This window comes from Spirulina sp. LEGE 11439, from assembly GCF_059821285.1.
This window is the reverse complement of the sequence record NZ_JCAMRX010000039.1, coordinates 45,127-62,462: the sequence shown is the minus strand read 5'-3', so window position 1 is coordinate 62,462 and position 17,336 is coordinate 45,127. Positions and strand designations below refer to the sequence as shown.

Sequence of the window (17,336 nt, the reverse complement as noted above, 5' to 3'; positions counted from 1 at the left end):
GATGCCCTTTTCTCAACTTAGTTTTACATACTAAGTTCGGTAGACCCCAGAATATTATAGAGAAAGTTGTGGCACAATCCGAAGATGGATTGGAGAGATAATTGCTTATTTTGACCATCGAACGACTCAAGGAGTTGTGGAAGGAATTAATAATAAATTGAAATTAATTAAACGAAAAGGATACGGTTTCAGAAACTTTGATAATTTTAAAATCAGAGTTGGGTTGGATGCCCTTTTCTCAACTTAGTTTTACATACTAAGTTCGGTAGACCCGATAAAAGAATTTCTTGTTGGATTAAATCTTCTAAGATCAAAATAGGTTGAATATGTGTATTGGGGAGAAACGATTGAATCTCCATTTTTGCAAGTTTTACATCCCCTTCCAAGGAGATATTATGACGTAATTTAAAAATAAACTGTACTGGTTGCTGACTCATCGACAAATATTATCCAAGTAAGTATCAAGACCTATAACTGCCTTTAATGATTCATCCATATAGACTGACTGTGTAAAGCAAATAATTGCATCGTAGAGATAAAAAAGATCGGCTCGATCAAAAACTGAAAACTTTCTGGAAGTAGGATTTCTCTGGGTTTTTAAATGGAAAGTCCGAGAATATTTTTCTTTAGTCCAAATTACATCAACCATTTGAGCCAAATAGCGATCAAATGTTCGTAACGGAAAAAAGTTGGATGCTAAAAATAAGAAAATCTACATCAGCTTGCCTATCTTTGATTTTACCGATTTTTGTTCCCGGAGAATTGACTTTAATAATTTCAGATAAAATTTCACAAGTTGTATCACCACATATTTCTCCAATCGTATCAGAACTCGGTTTATTAGAAACAACTTTAGGTCTTAAACTCCTATGAACACTACATCGAGGGCAGGTTTTAAGATAACAGAAATAAAGGGAAGATCCATCAGACAATTCACTTCCTTCGCAATATGCCCATCCTGCATCTGCAATTAAACGTTCTGCATATTTCGCACTGACGATTAGGTCAAAAAGTGCGCCAAGAGCTAGGTTGGGAGAATATTCACTATATTGAGTTTTTGTCAATCCATGATAAAGAAGACTATAAGAATGAAGGAATGATTGAACTAAAATCGTAGAAGGCGACGAATCAGATATTGGAACTAATGCCTTTTGCAATTCTGCAAACTTGCTAGTTTTCACGCTTTCATCAGGATCGTTAATGCCACAAGGCATATCTATGAAGTACGGATTTATAACCATTGAAGCATTACAAAAATACCATGGTTTTTTATTATACAACAAATTCATGTTTTACGCAACTCTAAACTCTTACTTTGTGCTATTGTAAGATTTCTCGATTCATGTTGTTCTCGTTACATTCTTCCTTTTAATTCTTGTTATGGTTAGAATGAGTAATAGTAACCTTGGTTTAAACTACCAATTTTTAAAGTTTTGCTAACCTTGCGTTAAATTTTGTCTGATTTATTTCTTCTTGAGAAATCTTTCAGTAAGGAAACTGCAATAATGGCCATTTGTAAAGAAGAATACGTCATTTTAAAGCATGAGTTTAAATTATACTATGCTAAAGCATGGCATGGCAAGTTAAAAGTCATTAAAAATTTTAATGGTAGATTATTAATCACAGCATCGGAAACTACTCCAATGCGAATCCCTATACAAGAATTAACGCAGCTTTGACGGAAATATGGCGAAAAAATAGGAGATAATAAAACGTCTCGATCTCGATCGGACCCTCGAAAACTGTCTCGCGATCGCGTATCTCTATTCTTTCTCGTGCATTATCTCCTTCTCACTGCAATTCTGAGTCTTGGTACAATCCTACGTTTTTGGCAACTCGATCGCAAACCTTTATGGGTAGATGAAATTATTACTGCTCTTTTTGGGTTGGGACAAGGATTTACAACGCTACCCTTAGAACAACTTTTAGCCATCGATCGCATCCCGAATATTTTTGTTTTAAATCCTCAAACTCGTTGCGGGGAAATTGCGGCTTATTTGGCTACGCAGTCCACTCATCCTCCTTTATTTTTTTGTGCTTTGCATCAATGGTTAGTCGGAATTGAAGGATGGGATATTTCTTTAGCATGGAAATTGCGGTCATTTCCCGCACTTTTAGGAGTCATGGCGATCGCGGCAATTTATCTGCTTAACCGTCTTGCTTTTTCTCGTCAAGCTGGGTTAATTGCTGCGGCAATGATGGCTGTTTCTCCTTTTGCGGTTTATTTATCTCAAGAAGCGAGACATTATACTTTACCTATTTTACTGGTTATTTTTGCCCTCTGCTGTTTAATCTCGATACAAAAGCAGCTTCAGAAAAAGCAAATCTCACCCTTTCTTTGGTTGTGCTGGGGAATCGTTAATTGTTTGGGAATGTACGTGCATTATTTTTATATCTTTGCCATTATTTCCCAATTTATCACGCTTTTTCTGATTCTCTACAGAACCCCAAAAATCAGCATTAATCGCCTTTTATTACCATTTATTTATGCGATCGCACCCTTTGCATTTTATATCCCGTGGTTTCCGATTCTCCTCGAGCATTTTAACAGCCCGAAGACCAGTTGGCTGCCTTCTCCCAATTTTCTCTTACCTATTCTGCAAACTCTCGGAGGATGGAGTGCGATGTTTATTACTCTTCCAGTAGAAAAACAACCGCTATGGTTACAAATCATTGCTATGGTTTTAACTTTAATCTTTATGGTATGGGCGATCGCCTATTTCTGGCAAGGTTTCCGCAAACTTTATATTTCTCCTAACATGCGAGAAAGTACCATTACCTTATCTTGTTTTACTCTCTGTGTCTTGTTAGAATTTATCGCAATTATCTATATTCTCGGCAAAGATATCAGCATTGCTCCTCGCTATCATTTCATCTATTATCCCGGTTTCTGCGCCCTCATGGCAGCCAGTTTCAGTACTGCATCATCTTCTCGTACTTCTCTATTTTCTTCGGCTTCTCTCTCTCTCTTTCTTGTTGGTATAATGGGTAGCTTATTCGTTATTTTTAATCTTGCTTTTCAAAAACCTTTTTATCCTCTAAAAGTTGCCCAACAATTTAACCAATCCTCCGATCCAGTCATGGTAATGATGGCACACGAAAACACCCTTGAAATTGCTTTAGGATTGAGTTATGCTCTCACTTTTGCAGAGATCCACCACGATCGCCCAGCTTATTTTACCTTTCTCAATAAAACTGATTTGGGAGGGTTTGAATATGTCTGGCGATCGCTATCCCAAGTTCCGATTTCCCCTGCTTCCTTCTGGGCGATCGTTCCCGGTTATGTGGAAGAATCATACCCTCGGGAAATTGTTCTCAAAAATAGCAAATGTCAAATAGAGCCAACAGAACATTATCGTACCGGAGGCTTTCCCTATCAGCTTTATCACTGCGATCGATCGCAGCAGTGAGATATTTAGCTTTAAATATCAAGAGGCCAATTTTTATCAATTTTTCTATATTGGCAAATCCAGAAAATGCGGTCATCCTAGAAGAGTAAGCAAAACAGAGGGATTCACGATGAGTAACGCAAGTATAACCCTGAGCTTTGACGATTTACAAAACGCGAGCAACCATAATTTCGCTTTCTTTCAAAATGTTGCAATTGATGTCAATGGAATAATCTACTCCCTGTCTACTTATCTTTTTATCACGTCATTTGCTTTATCGGAAGTTGAAGGGGATTATTCTGCGATCGCTGACTCTTTTTCCTCTGCATTAGAACCTCTTGGTATCTCTATGGATAATACGGGAATCATCACGCTGAAATTAGCATCATTGGCGACTTATGCTCAAACTGTATTAAAAATTGATACCGATGAAATTGATATCTATAGCTTTTTTAGGAACTATATTAAACGCAGTCAAACTGTCTCAGAAACGAAAAAAGCTATTGCGATCGCTTTGAATGTTTAGGTAGGTTCATCTTATCGCGATCGCTGTCAAGGAAATTGAGCCAACTTTAACCCATCAAAATTACGGTATCAATAACGTGAATTATGCCATTACTGGCCTCAATATCGGGTGCTAATACCGTTGCATTTTTCACCTCAAATGGTTCGCAACAACGAATTGGAATCGGCGAACCTTCCAGAGAGGTTAGTGTTTCGATATTTTGTAAATCTGCTGTAGTATAAGCACCGGCGACAACATGATATTTTAAAATACGTTGAAGCTGGGGAATATTCTGCACTAATGTATCTACCGTTCCCGGTAATAACTTCCCAAAAGCGTCATCATTGGGGGCAAAAACCGTCAGGGGTCCCGGTTGCTGTAATGCTTCTACTAATCCCGCAACTTTGACGGCTGTAACTAATGTTTTAAACGCATCATTACTGACCGCAATTTCGACAATATTTGGCATAATATTCCTCAACTTTTCTTGACTTTTACAACAAAATATGATAAGAGAATAGACAATTTCTCTAAGTAAATTTGCAAATTGATTTAACGATAGTTTTGGCTTTGAATATCGTTTAATCGTGCTTCAGGACGCAGAAAGCGATCGAGTTGTGCTTCAAAAAATTGGCGATTTTTTAATAAATGTTCTGGGTTGGGGTCATCTAATGGATAGAGCAATGCCACTCGCAAGGCTTGGAATACCGCCGAGGTCACATTGTACATCGATCGCTGAAATGTAATTCCCAATTGAATTAGCATATCATCTTCTCCTCGGCAATATTTTTGGTAATAATCCAACAAATAAGGTGGTAAAAAATGCAGCATATCTTGCATTAACAACGTAGGCGGAATTCCTGCCGTGCCAACCGGGAAAACATCGGCATAAAGAATGCCATAATGAAAGTCTTGTTGTTCGTTGGGAACTTGCTTTGCTTGAGCATTATAAGACTTCGTTCCTCGGAAAGGAGAGGTGCGATAAAACACGGCTTCAACATAGGGTAACGCGGCTTCATAAAGCCACATAAATCCCTTCGACTTGGGGATAATTTCGTAACATTCATCCCCAATGTAAACATGATGATAAATCGGTCTTCCTGCCGCAATAAAAATCCCATTGACGAGAAAATCCATCGCATCCGGTACGGTTTTAAAATCCCCTGCATCGTAGCGATCGCTCATCTCGAAAAATACCGGAGCCATCACTTCCCAAAATAGTCCCAAATTGGCATAGTAGGAGAGTTCGCGCACTTTTTCATAAAACATCTCTGGGAAAAGTTTATACAGTCCCAACATCAAAGGATTGCCCTTAAAATAGGCTTTGATGGCGCGATCGCTATTTTGGATGTATTCCTCGCTTTCAAGGTAATCGTTAAACTGTCCCCCCATCCCCTGATGCCAGAGCATCGCCCGCATACAGGCTTCGGCAAACTCCATATTAATGCGATCGTGCCAGAGGTGATGAAAGATTTTTGGGAGTTTTTTCTTTAACTCCCCTTTGTCCATAAACTCTAATAATTCAGGGTGAGCATTGGCTTCTCCTTTTTGCCAGACACGATAATCGGCAGTCTCTCCCGCATAATGATTGGGCAGATCTAAATATTCTTGGGGCAAAAAATATTTAAAAAAAGGTAAAGGATCGAGAAAAACTCGCTCGGCAATATAGAGCAGATCTCGCCAGTAGAAATCCATCGGTACCGCATAAGCCTTATAAATGCCGATAATTTGCATTAAATTTTCTGGCGTATCCGGTAACATCGAGCCACCTGCTTCGAGGCGATGGACGACCTCAGCATATTTGTGAGTTGAAGGTGGCAGTTTTGTTGCAGGTGCGTTGAGTGTTGCAGGCATTGTTTTAGGGTTTGTTATTGGTAACTGTTATCAATTTCGGCAATTTGAGCGATCGCAGGGCTATGTAATGCAGCGACAAAAGTATTAGTTGTGGGTTCCATCCACCGCAAGAGCCAGTTGGGTTGTACGCCTAAAAAGAGGACGATCGCCGTGAGGACTAAAGCCGGCCATTGTTCGCTGACGGTGAGGCGAGTATAGTAGGCGCGGGTGTTGTCCAGTTTCCCAAAACAGGTGCGGTTAATGAGGATGACGAAATATACCGCCGTTAACCCCGAAGACAGGATACAAAGCAGGGTGGGGATGGGGAAGGTGGCAAAACTGCCCTGAAAGACGATGAATTCAGCCGCAAAGCCTACGAGACCGGGGATTCCTGCACTTGCCATGCCGGCGAGAATGAGTAAGGCACTGGTGAGAGGAAGTCCGCGAATGGGATTCATTAAACCATTGAGGACATCGAGATCCCGGGTGCCGGTGGTTTGCTCGACAATGCCCACGAGGAAGAAGAGTAATGCCAGAATTAAACCGTGAGCGACCATTTGCGCGATCGCTCCTAAAACGCTCAATTGCGTTCCGGCGGCGGCAGCGACTAAAATATAGCCCATATGACCAATGGAACTATAGGCGACCATACGTTTAATATCCCGTTGAGCGATCGCGCTCATAGCACCATACATCACGCTCACAGTGCCGATAATCGCTAAACCCGGGGCGACGAGTTGCCATGTATCCGGGAAGAGTTGCAAGCCAAAACGCAAGAGTCCGTAAGTTCCCAACTTGGCGAAAATTCCCCCCAGTAAGATTGTGGTGGAAGGAGAGGCTTCAACGTAGGTATCTGGCATCCATGTATGCAAAGGAACCAGAGGCGTTTTAATACCAAAACCTACCAGTAAAGCAGTTAAGAGAATCAGTTGGGGAATGAGTTCGAGGTTTTCGACGTGAATATCGCTAAACTCAAAACTGGGAGATTGAGTGAGAAAGGTAATTCCTAAAAATCCAGCCAGTACCAGTAAGCCGGAAACTGCCGTGTAAAGCAGAAATTTGGTGGACGCATAGCCCCGCTTTTCGCCCCCCCAAATGGCGATGAGGAGATAAAAAGGAATTAACTCTAATTCGTAGAAGATGATGAAAAAGAGTAGGTTTTGCGCCATTAATGCCCCGGCGATCCCGGCGTTAATTAGCAAGATCAAGCTGTCGTGGAGGCGCGATCGCTCCAAGCTCGTCCCCCGACCGGTATAAAGGGCGATGGGGGTGAGGAGGGCATTCAACGCCAGTAAGGGCAAGGATAGCCCATCGACTCCAAGGCTGTAATTGAGGCCGAGGGGATCGACCCAGCGATGAAATTCGCTAAACTGGAGTCCGCCGAAGCTGAGGTCAAACTGACTGAGGAGATAGAGCGCCCAACCAAAAGATATTAAGCTGAAAACTGTCGCGATCCCTCGGCTGGCTTGGGGTTTGGGGTAAAGAAGAATGGCGATCGCGCCCAACAGGGGAATGACAAGGAGTGGCGTTAGCATTTTGTTAATTCAAAATTGAATTAGAGAAGATTTAAAAGGGGAGATTTAAAGTGGATAAGAGGGGATAACACAGCACTAACCCAAAGAGAATCGTCCCGAGTAAGATCGAGAGGGCGTAGAATTGCATCTGTCCGGAGGTGTTGTATTTCAAACTTTGACCGCCTGCAACGGTTAATAAGCCCACCAAATTCACTGCACCATCAACGATGACGCGATCGCACCAATCGATCGCCTTAGCAATAAAGCTGACAATAGCGATCGCAGTGATTTTGTACAATTGCGCCGTGTACAGGTCGTAAGCTAATAAATCTTGCAATCCGGGGATGGGAAGGCGAATGGGTTTGGGGACTGTTGGGAGAGCATAAAGGAATAACCCCGTACCCGCACCGATGAGACTCGAGCCGATTAATAATAAGGTTGAGGGTTGCCATATTAATGCTAAATCGGGTAGCAATCCTAAAACAGCGAGGAGTTGCGGTAAATGCAAGGCAAACCCGAGCAGAATCGTCATGGGTAATACCAAAGCCCATAACCCTTCTGGCGATCGCTGCGTCCAATTCGTAACAGATCCCGTAAAGAGTAAGCCAAAAACTCGTGCCAAACTGCATGCGGTTAACCCATTCACCAGCAATAACACCATGAGCAATAAAGGGGGTAAACCGTTGGCAATTTCTGCCAGTCCCCAGAAACAACCCAAGGGAGGAATTGCCACTAAAGACAATGCACCGACCAGATAACAGATGCCGGAAATGGGGCGACGAGACCATAGCCCCCCTAATTGAGTGACATCTTGAGTAATATTATTGAGAATAATACCGCCGATACTCATCAGCATTAAAGCCATAGCGATCGCGTAGGTTAATAATAAAACTAACGCTGCTTCAGCCCGTCCCGTCCCGACAGCAATAAAGACAATGCCAAGATAAGAACTGGTGGCATAGGAAAATACTCGTTTAATATCGACTTGTGCGAGTGCGATCGCAGCACAAGCGATCGCGGTAAACCCACCGATGATAATCTCTGCATTGACCACAATGGGAGATAAATTCAAGATCGGCTGCATCTTAATCAACACCCAAGCCCCTGTAGACACGACCACTGCATTCCGCAGTACCGTTGCCGGCATCGGTCCTTCCATTGCTTCATCAAGCCACAGTTGCAGGGGGAATTGAGCGCATTTTCCTAAAGGTCCCGCGAGAAGCGCTAAACCGAGAAGGGTGGCAACTTTAGGATCGAGGTTAACCGTACTCGCCCAAACTGTTAATTCATCATAGTTCCATGTTCCAGCGAGGGGATACAGGGCAACTACACCCATGAGCAAGATTAAATCCCCGACTCGTTTAGTGAGAAAACCATCCCGCGCCCCGGTTACTACCAAAGATTGATTAAACCAAAAACCAATCAGTAGATAAGTTCCCAAAGTGAGAATTTCCAGCATGACATAGCTGAAAAAGAGAGAATTGGCCAACATCAAGGCACTCATCCCGGCTTCAAATAAAGCGATGAGGGCATAAAATCGCGCCCAACCCCAATCCATTTCTAGATAAGCGATCGCATAAATTTGCGTCAGGGCATTGAGACTTAAAATCAGCACTAATGCCCCTACCGTGGTTGCTGAAGCCTCCACATCAAAGGCAATATCGAGGTTGGCCGCATGAAGCCAATTCACGGAAAAATGTAGGGGAGCCGACCAAACCTCGCGCAAGGCTAAAATACTATGTACCAATGCCGAAAGGGTCAGCACAAGATTGATATAGCCTGCCGGTCTCGGGCCCGATCGCCGAATCAGACCGGGCGACCAGAATGAAGCCAATACCGCCCCCAACAGGGCATAGCAAGGAACGATCCAAATACTTTCACTAAAGGTATTCATCAAAGGATGGGTCATCCATAAGGGTGAAACATGAGCCATAACTTAGCAGGATTACACGATACGTTTGCAAAGCTTATCAGGGCTTCCATTGCTAAAAATCTATGGCTCGATCTGGAGTATAGTGTTTTATCAATGAAAAAACAAACAAGATTGATATAAATCAATCTTTAAGAAATATAATTAATCGTTAAGTAATGTAACAGAGGTGCAATTGTACAGTCAGTGGAGAAGCGATTGTACTAGGGTGACAGAATTTGGTATAATGAATGCCGCGATCGCTTCAAGTCGGATTCAACTCAAAATTCAATAAAGAGTAGGGGTGCATCCCGAAATCAAAATCTCTTCAGAAGTCGATAAGAACTTCATACAGTCTTTCGTGCTATAATTTTTGAAGATTTTGCTATTGAGGGGTGCAATTCACGCTCCTGACTCAAATTTTGAGGAATTCCCATGACTGACAATTACGGCGACGATCAGATTCAGGTTCTCGAAGGTCTAGAGGCCGTTCGCAAGCGACCGGGGATGTATATTGGCTCTACGGGACCGAGAGGACTGCACCATCTCGTTTACGAGGTAGTGGATAATTCCATTGATGAAGCACTCGCAGGGTATTGCAAGCATATTGAGATTGATATTAACGCTGATGGTTCTGTTACCGTTACCGATGATGGTCGAGGAATTCCCACGGGTATTAATTCTAAAACCGGAAAGTCTTCCGTTGAGACGGTTATGACGATTCTCCACGCTGGGGGAAAGTTTGGCAGTGGTGGGTATAAAGTTTCGGGAGGATTACACGGGGTTGGCGTTTCGGTGGTGAATGCCTTATCGGAATGGGTTGAAATTAATGTTTGGCGAGAGAATAAACTGCATACTCAACGCTACGAACGAGGAATTCCCCAAACCGAATTAATCGCAACTCCCAGTCAAGAAAAAGATCGCACGGGAACTTCAGTTTCCTTTCTCCCCGATGCACAAATTTTTAGTGAAACCACTGATTTTGACTACAATACCCTCACCGGACGGGTACGAGAATTAGCCTATTTGAATGCCGGGGTGAAGATATCTTTTGGCGATCGCCGTCCAGAAGAACCACGCAGAGAATCTTATTGTTATGAAGGAGGAATTAAAGAATACGTCGCCTACATGACACGGGAAAAAGATCCTTTACACTCCGATATTATTTATGTGGAAGGAGAGAAGAACGGGGTACAGGTTGAAGTCGCTTTACAATGGTGTATTGATGCCTATAGCGATACAATTTTAGGCTTTGCCAATAATATTCGTACCGTGGATGGTGGGACGCACCTCGAGGGATTAAAAACAGTCCTGACTCGAACGATGAATACTGTTGCCCGCAAGCGCAATAAAATCAAAGAAAATGAATCGAATTTAGGCGGGGAAAATGTCCGAGAAGGATTAACGGCGGTAATTTCTGTTAAGGTTCCCGAACCGGAATTTGAAGGACAAACTAAAACTAAGTTAGGCAATACTGAAGTTAGGGGAATTGTTGATTCTTCTGTCGGGGAAGTTCTCAATGAATATTTAGAGTTTAATCCTCATGTTGCCGATGCGATTATTGAAAAGGCAATTCAAGCCTTTAAAGCCGCAGAAGCTGCACGACACGCCAGAGAATTAGTCCGCCGCAAATCGGTTTTAGAATCCTCACCTTTGCCAGGTAAATTAGCAGATTGCAGTTCTCGCGATCCCGAAGAATCAGAGATTTATATTGTTGAAGGAGATAGTGCGGGAGGAAGTGCAAAGCAAGGACGCGATCGCCGCACTCAAGCGATCCTTCCGTTGCGAGGAAAAATCCTCAACATTGAAAAAACAGACGATGCCAAAATCTACAAGAATACGGAAATCCAATCCTTAATTACTGCCTTGGGATTGGGTATTAAAGGGGAAGATTTTGATGTTTCACAATTACGTTATCATTATGTGATAATTATGACTGATGCGGATGTAGATGGCGCTCACATAAGGACTCTGCTTTTAACTTTCTTTTTCCGCTACCAACGAGATTTAATTGACCAAGGCTATGTTTATATCGCTTGTCCTCCCCTATATAAACTGGAACGGGGACGCAATCATCAATATTTGTACAGCGATCGCGAACTCAACGCAGCGATCGCGCAATTCCCGTCTAATGCGAACTATACCATCCAACGCTTTAAAGGATTAGGGGAAATGATGCCCAAACAGCTTTGGGAAACCACCATGAACCCGGAAACCCGAATGTTGAAGAAAGTTGAAATCGAAGATGCAGCCGAAGCCGATCGCATTTTCACCGTTTTGATGGGCGATCGGGTAGCACCTCGCCGTCAGTTCATCGAAACCTACGGACCCAAATTAAATCTCACGGACTTGGATATTTAGATTTCTTTTGCACAATGTAGAGACGTTCAATTGAACGTCTTTACATTAAACTAGAGCTAGATGAGATTTCATACGGAGAACTAGATAAAATGGAGAGTGTTAAGATAAAAACGCACATTGGCGAGGACGGAGTTCTCTCCGTTCATTTACCCATTATTAACCAAGATATTGAGGCAACAATCGTTTATCAATCTACAAGTAAAAAGCGGCAATGGTCGCCAGATTTTTTTGCTAAAACCTGTGGATGCTGGGAGGGCGATCGCTTAATGAGAGAACCTCAACCAGAGTATCAGGAACGAGAACCTTTACTATGAGTTATTTGTTGGATACAAATGTTTGTATTAAATATTTGAATTCAAACAATAATCGGATTGTTACTCGCCTTAATCATCTGTCTCCAGATGATGTTTTTCTGTGCGATGTTGTGAAATTTGAGCTTTATTATGGAGCATATCGAAGCGCAAAACAAGAAAAGAATTTAGCTAATTTAGCTCTCTTTTTTGCTGAGTTTGCCAGTTTACCTTTTGATGGAAAAGCAGCAAAAATTTGCGGTTGTATTCGCGATCGCTTGAATAAAAAAGGAACGCCCATCGGGGTTTACGATTTACAAATTGCTGCGATCGCATTGGCTAACAATTTGATTTTGGTGACGCATAATGTGGCTGAATTTAGTCGCGTTGACGAGTTAAAATATGAAGATTGGGAAAATGCCTAAGAAGTCTTGCTCAAAAGATTCTACAATATTGACAACAATTGTTTCTGACTCAAACTCTCAAAATACTGGATCTGGAAGTGATTCTACAAACATCTCATTTTGACTCCTATCGATCGCCGTAATATTGCCAGAAAATTTCAGTCATTTTCTCGATATGTTTCAGTATATCGCGATCGCCCTTGCCAAAAACCCTACAATGAGAGAAAATTTCCGGACTGGATGCGCTACAACTGGTAAATAGGCAAAACCTCCCAAACAGTCCGCAAAATGGTACTGGTCATCCTCGATCTCAATGGGGACTTGCAGCAAGATACGGCTGTTTCCCTAGAAATACGCTCAGAAGACAACGTTCTTTCGACCCAAAGCCGCACTAAGGGCCGTTTACCTCCTATGCCCGATCTGGCGCTACAGTATCGCACTTGGCGATCGCTGTATCGCAATCTTTGGTTTGTCGGTCGTATCGAGGAGACAGAAGTGCAAATTTTTCAAGGATCCCCCCGAGAGTTAGAACTTGCCTTTCGCCAAACCTCAGAACAATTAGTCAGTCAACTCAATCAATGGTTGCGATCGGAATCCTTTCGTCCCCCTCGAGAAAAACTCCTCGAAAAACTTTCTCCCAGCGAAGAAATTCGCGTTATTTTTCAAGTCGAAGATGCTATTATTCGTCGTCTTCCTTGGCATTTATGGGACTTTTTCGATCGCTATTCCCAAGCAGAATTAGCCTTCAGCGCCCCAGCTTACGAACGAGTAGAAACTCACTTCAAACCGAGAGAGAAGCCGAGGGTTTTAGCAATTTTAGGACATTCCCAAGGGATTGATATCGAAAGCGATCGCCATCTCCTCGCTCAACTTCCCGACACCGAAACCATTTTTCTTGTCGAACCTCCTCGCAAACTCCTCTATCAAAATTTATGGGATGCAAAAGGCTGGGATATTTTATTTTTTGCCGGACATAGTGCCAGCTATCAAGATGGAGAAAAGGGTTATTTAGAAATTAACGGACAAGAAAAAATTGATATTAGCGAGATTAACCATGCTTTAAAAAAAGCCGTCAAACAAGGGGTGAAAATAGCAATTTTTAACTCTTGTGATGGTTTGGGACTGGCACGACAATTAGAAAACCTGCATATTCCCCAAACAATTGTCATGCGGGAACCCGTCCCCGATCTGGTTGCCCAAGAATTTTTAAAGTATTTTTTGCTTGCTTTTACCGGCGGAAATTCTTTTTATTTGGCAGTGCGAGAGGCACGAGAACGCTTGCAAGTTTTAGAAAATCAATGTCCTTGCGCTTCTTGGTTGCCTGTTATTTATCAAAATCCAACAGAACTGCCGATTACTTGGCAAGAATTAACCCGTCACCCATCACCTGTCACCCGTCATCAGTTGGAGAACGAAACACTCGAAACTGGTAATAAGAACCAGTTATCTCTTCCTTGTCCTTATCAAGGATTATCGGCATTTTCTCAAAAAGAGGCGCGCTTCTTTTTTGGCCGAGAGAAAACGATTGAAAAATTAGTTTATGCCGTTTATACCAAACCTTGTATTGCTGTTATCGGTGCATCGGGAAGTGGTAAATCTTCCCTTGTCTTTGCCGGTACAATTCCTAAAATTCAAGAGGAAGCGATTATTATCGATCTCCGTCCCGGAGATCGTCCGTTTTTAAGATTGGCAGAAGGATTTATCGATCGCTTAGAGCCGCACCTCGGAGAAACAGAGCGACTCATTGAAATTAATAAACTGACAACGGCTTTAGTTACAGGGGAAATAAATTTAGAAAATCTTAGCGATCGCCTTTTACAAAAAGACTCCTCAAAAAAGCGTTTAATTCTATTTATCGATCAATTTGAAGAAATTTATACACTTTGTTCGGATCGAGAGACGCGGCATAATTTTTTACAACTTTTAATTGCGCCGTTAATTGCGCGAACAAATTCTAATTTTCAATCTATTGCCCGAAAACCTCAATTCACTTTAATTTTAACCTTAAGGGCGGATTTTTTAGAATGTGCTTTATCTTATCGTCCCTTTGCCGATCTTTTATGCGAATATCCTCCCGAACTTTTGCAACCGATGAACCGCGAAGAATTGCGAGAGGCAATTGAAAAACCCGCAGAAAAACTCGATGTTAAAATTGCCGAAGGATTGAGCGATCGCATTCTCGATGCCGTAGGAGAAGAACCCGGAAATTTACCCCTCCTTGAATTTGCCCTCACTTTGCTTTGGGAGAAACAAGAAGAAGGCGTTTTAACCCATCAGGCTTATGAGAGTATTGGCGGCGTAGAACGAGCCTTAGCGAGTCATGCAGAGCAAGTTTATCAAACCCTAACCCCAGAAGAAAAAGCACGATCGCCGCGTATTTTTCTACAACTCGTTCATTTGGGAGATGCGATCGCCGATACCCGTAGAGTTGCTACCCGTCAGGAATTAGGAGAAGATTGCGATACTTTATTGCAAAAACTCGTTGATGCTCGTTTGATTGTTCTGGCGGCGACTCATTCCCAATCAGAGATTACCGTCGAATTGGTTCACGAAGCCCTCATTCGCGTCTGGACTCGCCTACAACAGTGGATCGAAGACGATCGCGGCTTTCGCACTTTTCAAGACCGCTTGAGAGTCAATGCCAGTGCTTGGGAAAATGCCGGTGAAGAAGAAGGTTTGTTATTATATGGCACGCCTTTATTAGAGGCGCAGCGCTGGTATGAAGAACGAGAAGAGGATTTAAGTCCTAAAGAAAAACGCTTAATTGAGGCAAGCTTAGCCTTTCGGAAACGCGATCGCCGCGATCGCGCTTCTTTGAAACATCGCTTACTCTTGTTATTGGTATCGGGACTCAGTGTTTCTTTAACCTTGAGTGCGATCGCCTTATGGCAATGGCATCGTGCCACTATCGGCAATATTGGCCTGAAATTTCATGCCTTGAGTGCGGCATCAAAACAGCTTTTTGCCTCGAAAAAAGAACTAGAAAGTCTCATAGAAAGCATTCGCGCGGCGCAATCTTTGCGATGGTCTCGGGCTGTCAACCCTCACGATCGCATCCGGGCAGTGGCGACCTTGCAACAAGTCGTTTATGGGATAAAAGAATACAATCGCTTCAATGGTCACGAAGGCACGGTGATTGATGTTGCTTTTAGTCCGGATGGTCATTTCCTTGCTTCTGCCAGCGATGACCATACCCTGCGCTTGTGGCGGAAAGATGGCAAATTATTAAAAGTTTTAAAAGGACATCGCGATCGCGTGCGAGAAGTCGCATGGAGTCCGGATGGCAATCTTTTTGCCTCTGCCAGTTATGATGGCAGCGTCAAGTTATGGCAGCGTAATGGCATTCCGAAAGCAACCTTACAAGGTCACGCTGATAAAGTCACAGCAGTGGCTTTTCATCCTAACGGTCAGAACTTGGCATCGGTGGGAAATCAAGGTACAATTGCCCTTTGGAGTCGCGATGGTGAATTAAATCATATTTTTCAAGGGCATCAGCGTCAGTCGTGGTTGCACGATATTGCCTTTCATCCCGACGGTAAAATATTAGCCTCTACTGGTAGCGATCGCCTGATTAAACTGTGGGACTTAAAAGGGAGACACCTGAATACTTTTTCCGGTCACAGTCAAGGGATTAATGATTTAGCATTTAGTCCGGATGGTCAATTGTTAGCTTCTGTCAGTAGCGATGGCAGCATTAAATTATGGCATCTCGATGGAACGATCGCGGCAGCATGGGAAGCACATGACCAGAAAATTTGGGAACTGACTTTCAGTCCAGACGGTCAAACTCTGGCAACCGCAAGCGCCGATCGCACGATCGCACTCTGGAGTTTACAAGGGGACTTATTAGAAGTTTTTTCCGGACATAACGCCTCAATCTATAGCATTAACTTTCACCCCAACGGTCGAAGTTTGGCATCGGCAAGTGCGGATACGACCATTAAACTCTGGCATCCCCATCGTCGTTCTTTAGTTGTCCTCAAACATTCTGCACCCGTAAATATCATTCAATTTAGTCCAGACGATCGAAGTCTGCTGTCAGCAAATTTTGCAGGAGACTTGCTGTTATGGCAGCGTAACGGTCGTTTATTGAAGGGACTGGCCAAGGATTTAACGGTTAATGATATAAGTTTTGCTCCCGATGGGAAAGCGATCGCCTTAGCGTCAGAAGATGGCACAATACAGGTACAAACAATTACCGGGAAGGTATTGCAAACATGGCAAGATCGTCGCAGTAAAATATCGGGGATAAGTTTTTCCCCTGATGGGAAGGCGATCGCGTCAGCGAGTTATGATGGCACGGTCAGGCTTTGGAGTAGAGAAGGAAAGATATTGCAGACATGGCGCGGACATGAAGGAGCAGTGCGACAGGTGCAATGGAGTCCCGATGGGGCATGGTTGGCAACAGGAGGCAACGATAATACTGTGAAGATTTGGCCGAAGGGAATGAGCCGAGGTACGTCTACAAGGGAGAATTCATCGTCGTACCCAATAACCCTGAGAGGACATAACAGCCATATTTGGGAAATTGCGTGGAGTCCGGACGGCGATCGCCTTGCTTCGGCAAGTGACGACGGTACGATCGCACTGTGGCAAAAACAAGGCTACAATGGATTTTCTCTTCAGCCCGAGAAAATTTTGCGGGGACACTCTAATAAGGTTAAAACTGTGGTCTTTAGTCCCGATGGAACACTTTTGGTATCGGGAAGCGATGATGGCACAATAAAACTATGGAGCAGAGAAGGTACTTTATTAACGACATTTACAGGTCATCAAAACAGTGTTGAAAGTTTGAGCTTTAGTTCGGATGGTAAAATTTTGGCTTCTGCCAGTCGCGATCGCACTGTGATTTTATGGAATTTAGATTTAGAGGATTTATTAAATAAGGGCTGTCGCTGGATGAAGGATTATTTAAACACGAATGAAACATTACGCGATCGCGATCGCGCTCTGTGTCGCAATGAGTTAAACGAAAAGAGGAGATGAGGTATAATAATTGTTTCTGGTTTATTATTCATTGACATGACTCGCGGTAAAATTCTCGCTATTATTACTGGCGCAATCTCTATTTTCTTAGCGCTTGTCTACTTGATTTTAGTTGAACTGCTTGACTTTCGAGGGGAAATGATTC

Annotated in this window: 14 protein-coding genes and 1 pseudogene; 9 read left to right on the top strand and 6 right to left on the bottom strand. The window is 42.9% G+C overall.

The window, feature by feature from the left end:
• Positions 1 to 55: 55 nt before the first annotated feature.
• Positions 56 to 247 (top strand): annotated as a pseudogene (locus tag AC6RV6_RS21605) (transposase); the annotation flags it as partial.
• Here AC6RV6_RS21605 and AC6RV6_RS21600 read toward each other — a convergent pair.
• Both AC6RV6_RS21600 and AC6RV6_RS21595 read right to left on the bottom strand, forming a co-directional pair.
• Complete coding sequence (locus tag AC6RV6_RS21600) at positions 213 to 437, bottom strand: hypothetical protein (protein ID WP_500242947.1); 225 nt, start codon at positions 435 to 437, stop codon at positions 213 to 215. The pseudogene AC6RV6_RS21605 and the gene AC6RV6_RS21600 sit on opposite strands and share 35 nt — an antisense overlap.
• 228 nt (positions 438 to 665) lie before the next feature.
• Entirely contained in the window at positions 666 to 1,241 is a 576-nt protein-coding gene (locus tag AC6RV6_RS21595) for a hypothetical protein (protein WP_500242946.1), read from the bottom strand.
• Positions 1,242 to 1,505: 264 nt separating this feature from the next.
• Between AC6RV6_RS21595 and AC6RV6_RS21590 the strand changes: the two genes are divergently transcribed.
• The 3 genes from AC6RV6_RS21590 (at position 1,506) to AC6RV6_RS21580 (ending at position 3,915) form a co-directional block, all read left to right on the top strand.
• Complete coding sequence (locus tag AC6RV6_RS21590; protein WP_500242945.1) at positions 1,506 to 1,679, top strand: hypothetical protein; 174 nt, start codon at positions 1,506 to 1,508, stop codon at positions 1,677 to 1,679.
• 96 nt (positions 1,680 to 1,775) lie between these two features.
• Positions 1,776 to 3,410 carry a glycosyltransferase family 39 protein gene (locus tag AC6RV6_RS21585; protein WP_500242944.1) on the top strand — a complete coding sequence of 545 codons (1,635 nt, stop codon included), beginning with the start codon at positions 1,776 to 1,778 and terminating at the stop codon, positions 3,408 to 3,410.
• A 109-nt stretch (positions 3,411 to 3,519) separates the two neighbouring features.
• Positions 3,520 to 3,915: a hypothetical protein gene (locus AC6RV6_RS21580; RefSeq protein ID WP_500242943.1), complete on the top strand. Its 396-nt coding sequence runs from the start codon at positions 3,520 to 3,522 to the stop codon at positions 3,913 to 3,915.
• A 46-nt stretch (positions 3,916 to 3,961) separates the two neighbouring features.
• Here AC6RV6_RS21580 and AC6RV6_RS21575 read toward each other — a convergent pair whose 3' ends face one another.
• The 4 genes from AC6RV6_RS21575 to AC6RV6_RS21560 form a co-directional block, all read right to left on the bottom strand.
• A complete protein-coding gene (locus AC6RV6_RS21575; RefSeq protein WP_500242942.1) occupies positions 3,962 to 4,363 on the bottom strand; it encodes a fasciclin domain-containing protein in 402 nt (133 codons plus the stop codon).
• An 83-nt stretch (positions 4,364 to 4,446) separates the two neighbouring features.
• Positions 4,447 to 5,748 (bottom strand): CO2 hydration protein, encoded by a 1,302-nt coding sequence (locus AC6RV6_RS21570; RefSeq protein ID WP_500242941.1) that lies wholly within the window; start codon positions 5,746 to 5,748, stop codon positions 4,447 to 4,449.
• A gap of 14 nt (positions 5,749 to 5,762) precedes the next feature.
• Positions 5,763 to 7,262 (bottom strand): NADH-quinone oxidoreductase subunit M, encoded by a 1,500-nt coding sequence (locus AC6RV6_RS21565; RefSeq protein WP_500242940.1) that lies wholly within the window; start codon positions 7,260 to 7,262, stop codon positions 5,763 to 5,765.
• Between the two features lie 31 nt (positions 7,263 to 7,293).
• Positions 7,294 to 9,174 (bottom strand): NAD(P)H-quinone oxidoreductase subunit F, encoded by a 1,881-nt coding sequence (locus AC6RV6_RS21560; RefSeq protein WP_500242939.1) that lies wholly within the window; start codon positions 9,172 to 9,174, stop codon positions 7,294 to 7,296.
• 411 nt (positions 9,175 to 9,585) lie between these two features.
• Between AC6RV6_RS21560 and gyrB the strand changes: the two genes are divergently transcribed.
• The 5 genes from gyrB (at position 9,586) to AC6RV6_RS21535 (ending at position 17,191) form a co-directional block, all read left to right on the top strand.
• The gene (gene gyrB, locus AC6RV6_RS21555; protein WP_500242938.1) at positions 9,586 to 11,511 is read left to right on the top strand and encodes a DNA topoisomerase (ATP-hydrolyzing) subunit B; all 1,926 of its coding nucleotides are present in this window, start codon (positions 9,586 to 9,588) and stop codon (positions 11,509 to 11,511) included.
• Positions 11,512 to 11,600: 89 nt separating this feature from the next.
• A complete protein-coding gene (locus tag AC6RV6_RS21550) occupies positions 11,601 to 11,825 on the top strand; it encodes a hypothetical protein (protein WP_500242937.1) in 225 nt (74 codons plus the stop codon).
• Entirely contained in the window at positions 11,756 to 12,226 is a 471-nt protein-coding gene (gene vapC, locus AC6RV6_RS21545) for a type II toxin-antitoxin system tRNA(fMet)-specific endonuclease VapC (protein WP_500242936.1), read from the top strand. The genes AC6RV6_RS21550 and vapC overlap by 70 nt, the downstream gene beginning before the upstream one ends.
• A 99-nt stretch (positions 12,227 to 12,325) precedes the next feature.
• Positions 12,326 to 12,463, top strand: a complete 138-nt coding sequence (locus tag AC6RV6_RS21540) for a hypothetical protein (protein ID WP_500242935.1) — start codon at positions 12,326 to 12,328, stop codon at positions 12,461 to 12,463.
• A gap of 30 nt (positions 12,464 to 12,493) precedes the next feature.
• Positions 12,494 to 17,191 (top strand): nSTAND1 domain-containing NTPase, encoded by a 4,698-nt coding sequence (locus tag AC6RV6_RS21535; protein ID WP_500242934.1) that lies wholly within the window; start codon positions 12,494 to 12,496, stop codon positions 17,189 to 17,191.
• The last annotated feature ends 145 nt before the right edge of the window (positions 17,192 to 17,336 follow it).

Bases quoted from the DNA above. Each gene is read 5' to 3' on its own strand.
- AC6RV6_RS21600 (WP_500242947.1), bottom strand. From the start codon at position 437: ATGAGTCAGCAACCAGTACAGTTTATTTTTAAATTACGTCATAATATC.
- AC6RV6_RS21595 (WP_500242946.1), bottom strand. From the start codon at position 1,241: ATGGTTATAAATCCGTACTTCATAGATATGCCTTGTGGCATTAACGAT.
- AC6RV6_RS21590 (WP_500242945.1), top strand. From the start codon at position 1,506: ATGGCCATTTGTAAAGAAGAATACGTCATTTTAAAGCATGAGTTTAAA.
- AC6RV6_RS21580 (WP_500242943.1), top strand. From the start codon at position 3,520: ATGAGTAACGCAAGTATAACCCTGAGCTTTGACGATTTACAAAACGCG.
- AC6RV6_RS21575 (WP_500242942.1), bottom strand. From the start codon at position 4,363: ATGCCAAATATTGTCGAAATTGCGGTCAGTAATGATGCGTTTAAAACA.
- AC6RV6_RS21570 (WP_500242941.1), bottom strand. From the start codon at position 5,748: ATGCCTGCAACACTCAACGCACCTGCAACAAAACTGCCACCTTCAACT.
- AC6RV6_RS21565 (WP_500242940.1), bottom strand. From the start codon at position 7,262: ATGCTAACGCCACTCCTTGTCATTCCCCTGTTGGGCGCGATCGCCATT.
- AC6RV6_RS21560 (WP_500242939.1), bottom strand. From the start codon at position 9,174: ATGGCTCATGTTTCACCCTTATGGATGACCCATCCTTTGATGAATACC.
- gyrB (WP_500242938.1), top strand. From the start codon at position 9,586: ATGACTGACAATTACGGCGACGATCAGATTCAGGTTCTCGAAGGTCTA.
- AC6RV6_RS21550 (WP_500242937.1), top strand. From the start codon at position 11,601: ATGGAGAGTGTTAAGATAAAAACGCACATTGGCGAGGACGGAGTTCTC.
- vapC (WP_500242936.1), top strand. From the start codon at position 11,756: ATGCTGGGAGGGCGATCGCTTAATGAGAGAACCTCAACCAGAGTATCA.
- AC6RV6_RS21535 (WP_500242934.1), top strand. From the start codon at position 12,494: ATGGTACTGGTCATCCTCGATCTCAATGGGGACTTGCAGCAAGATACG.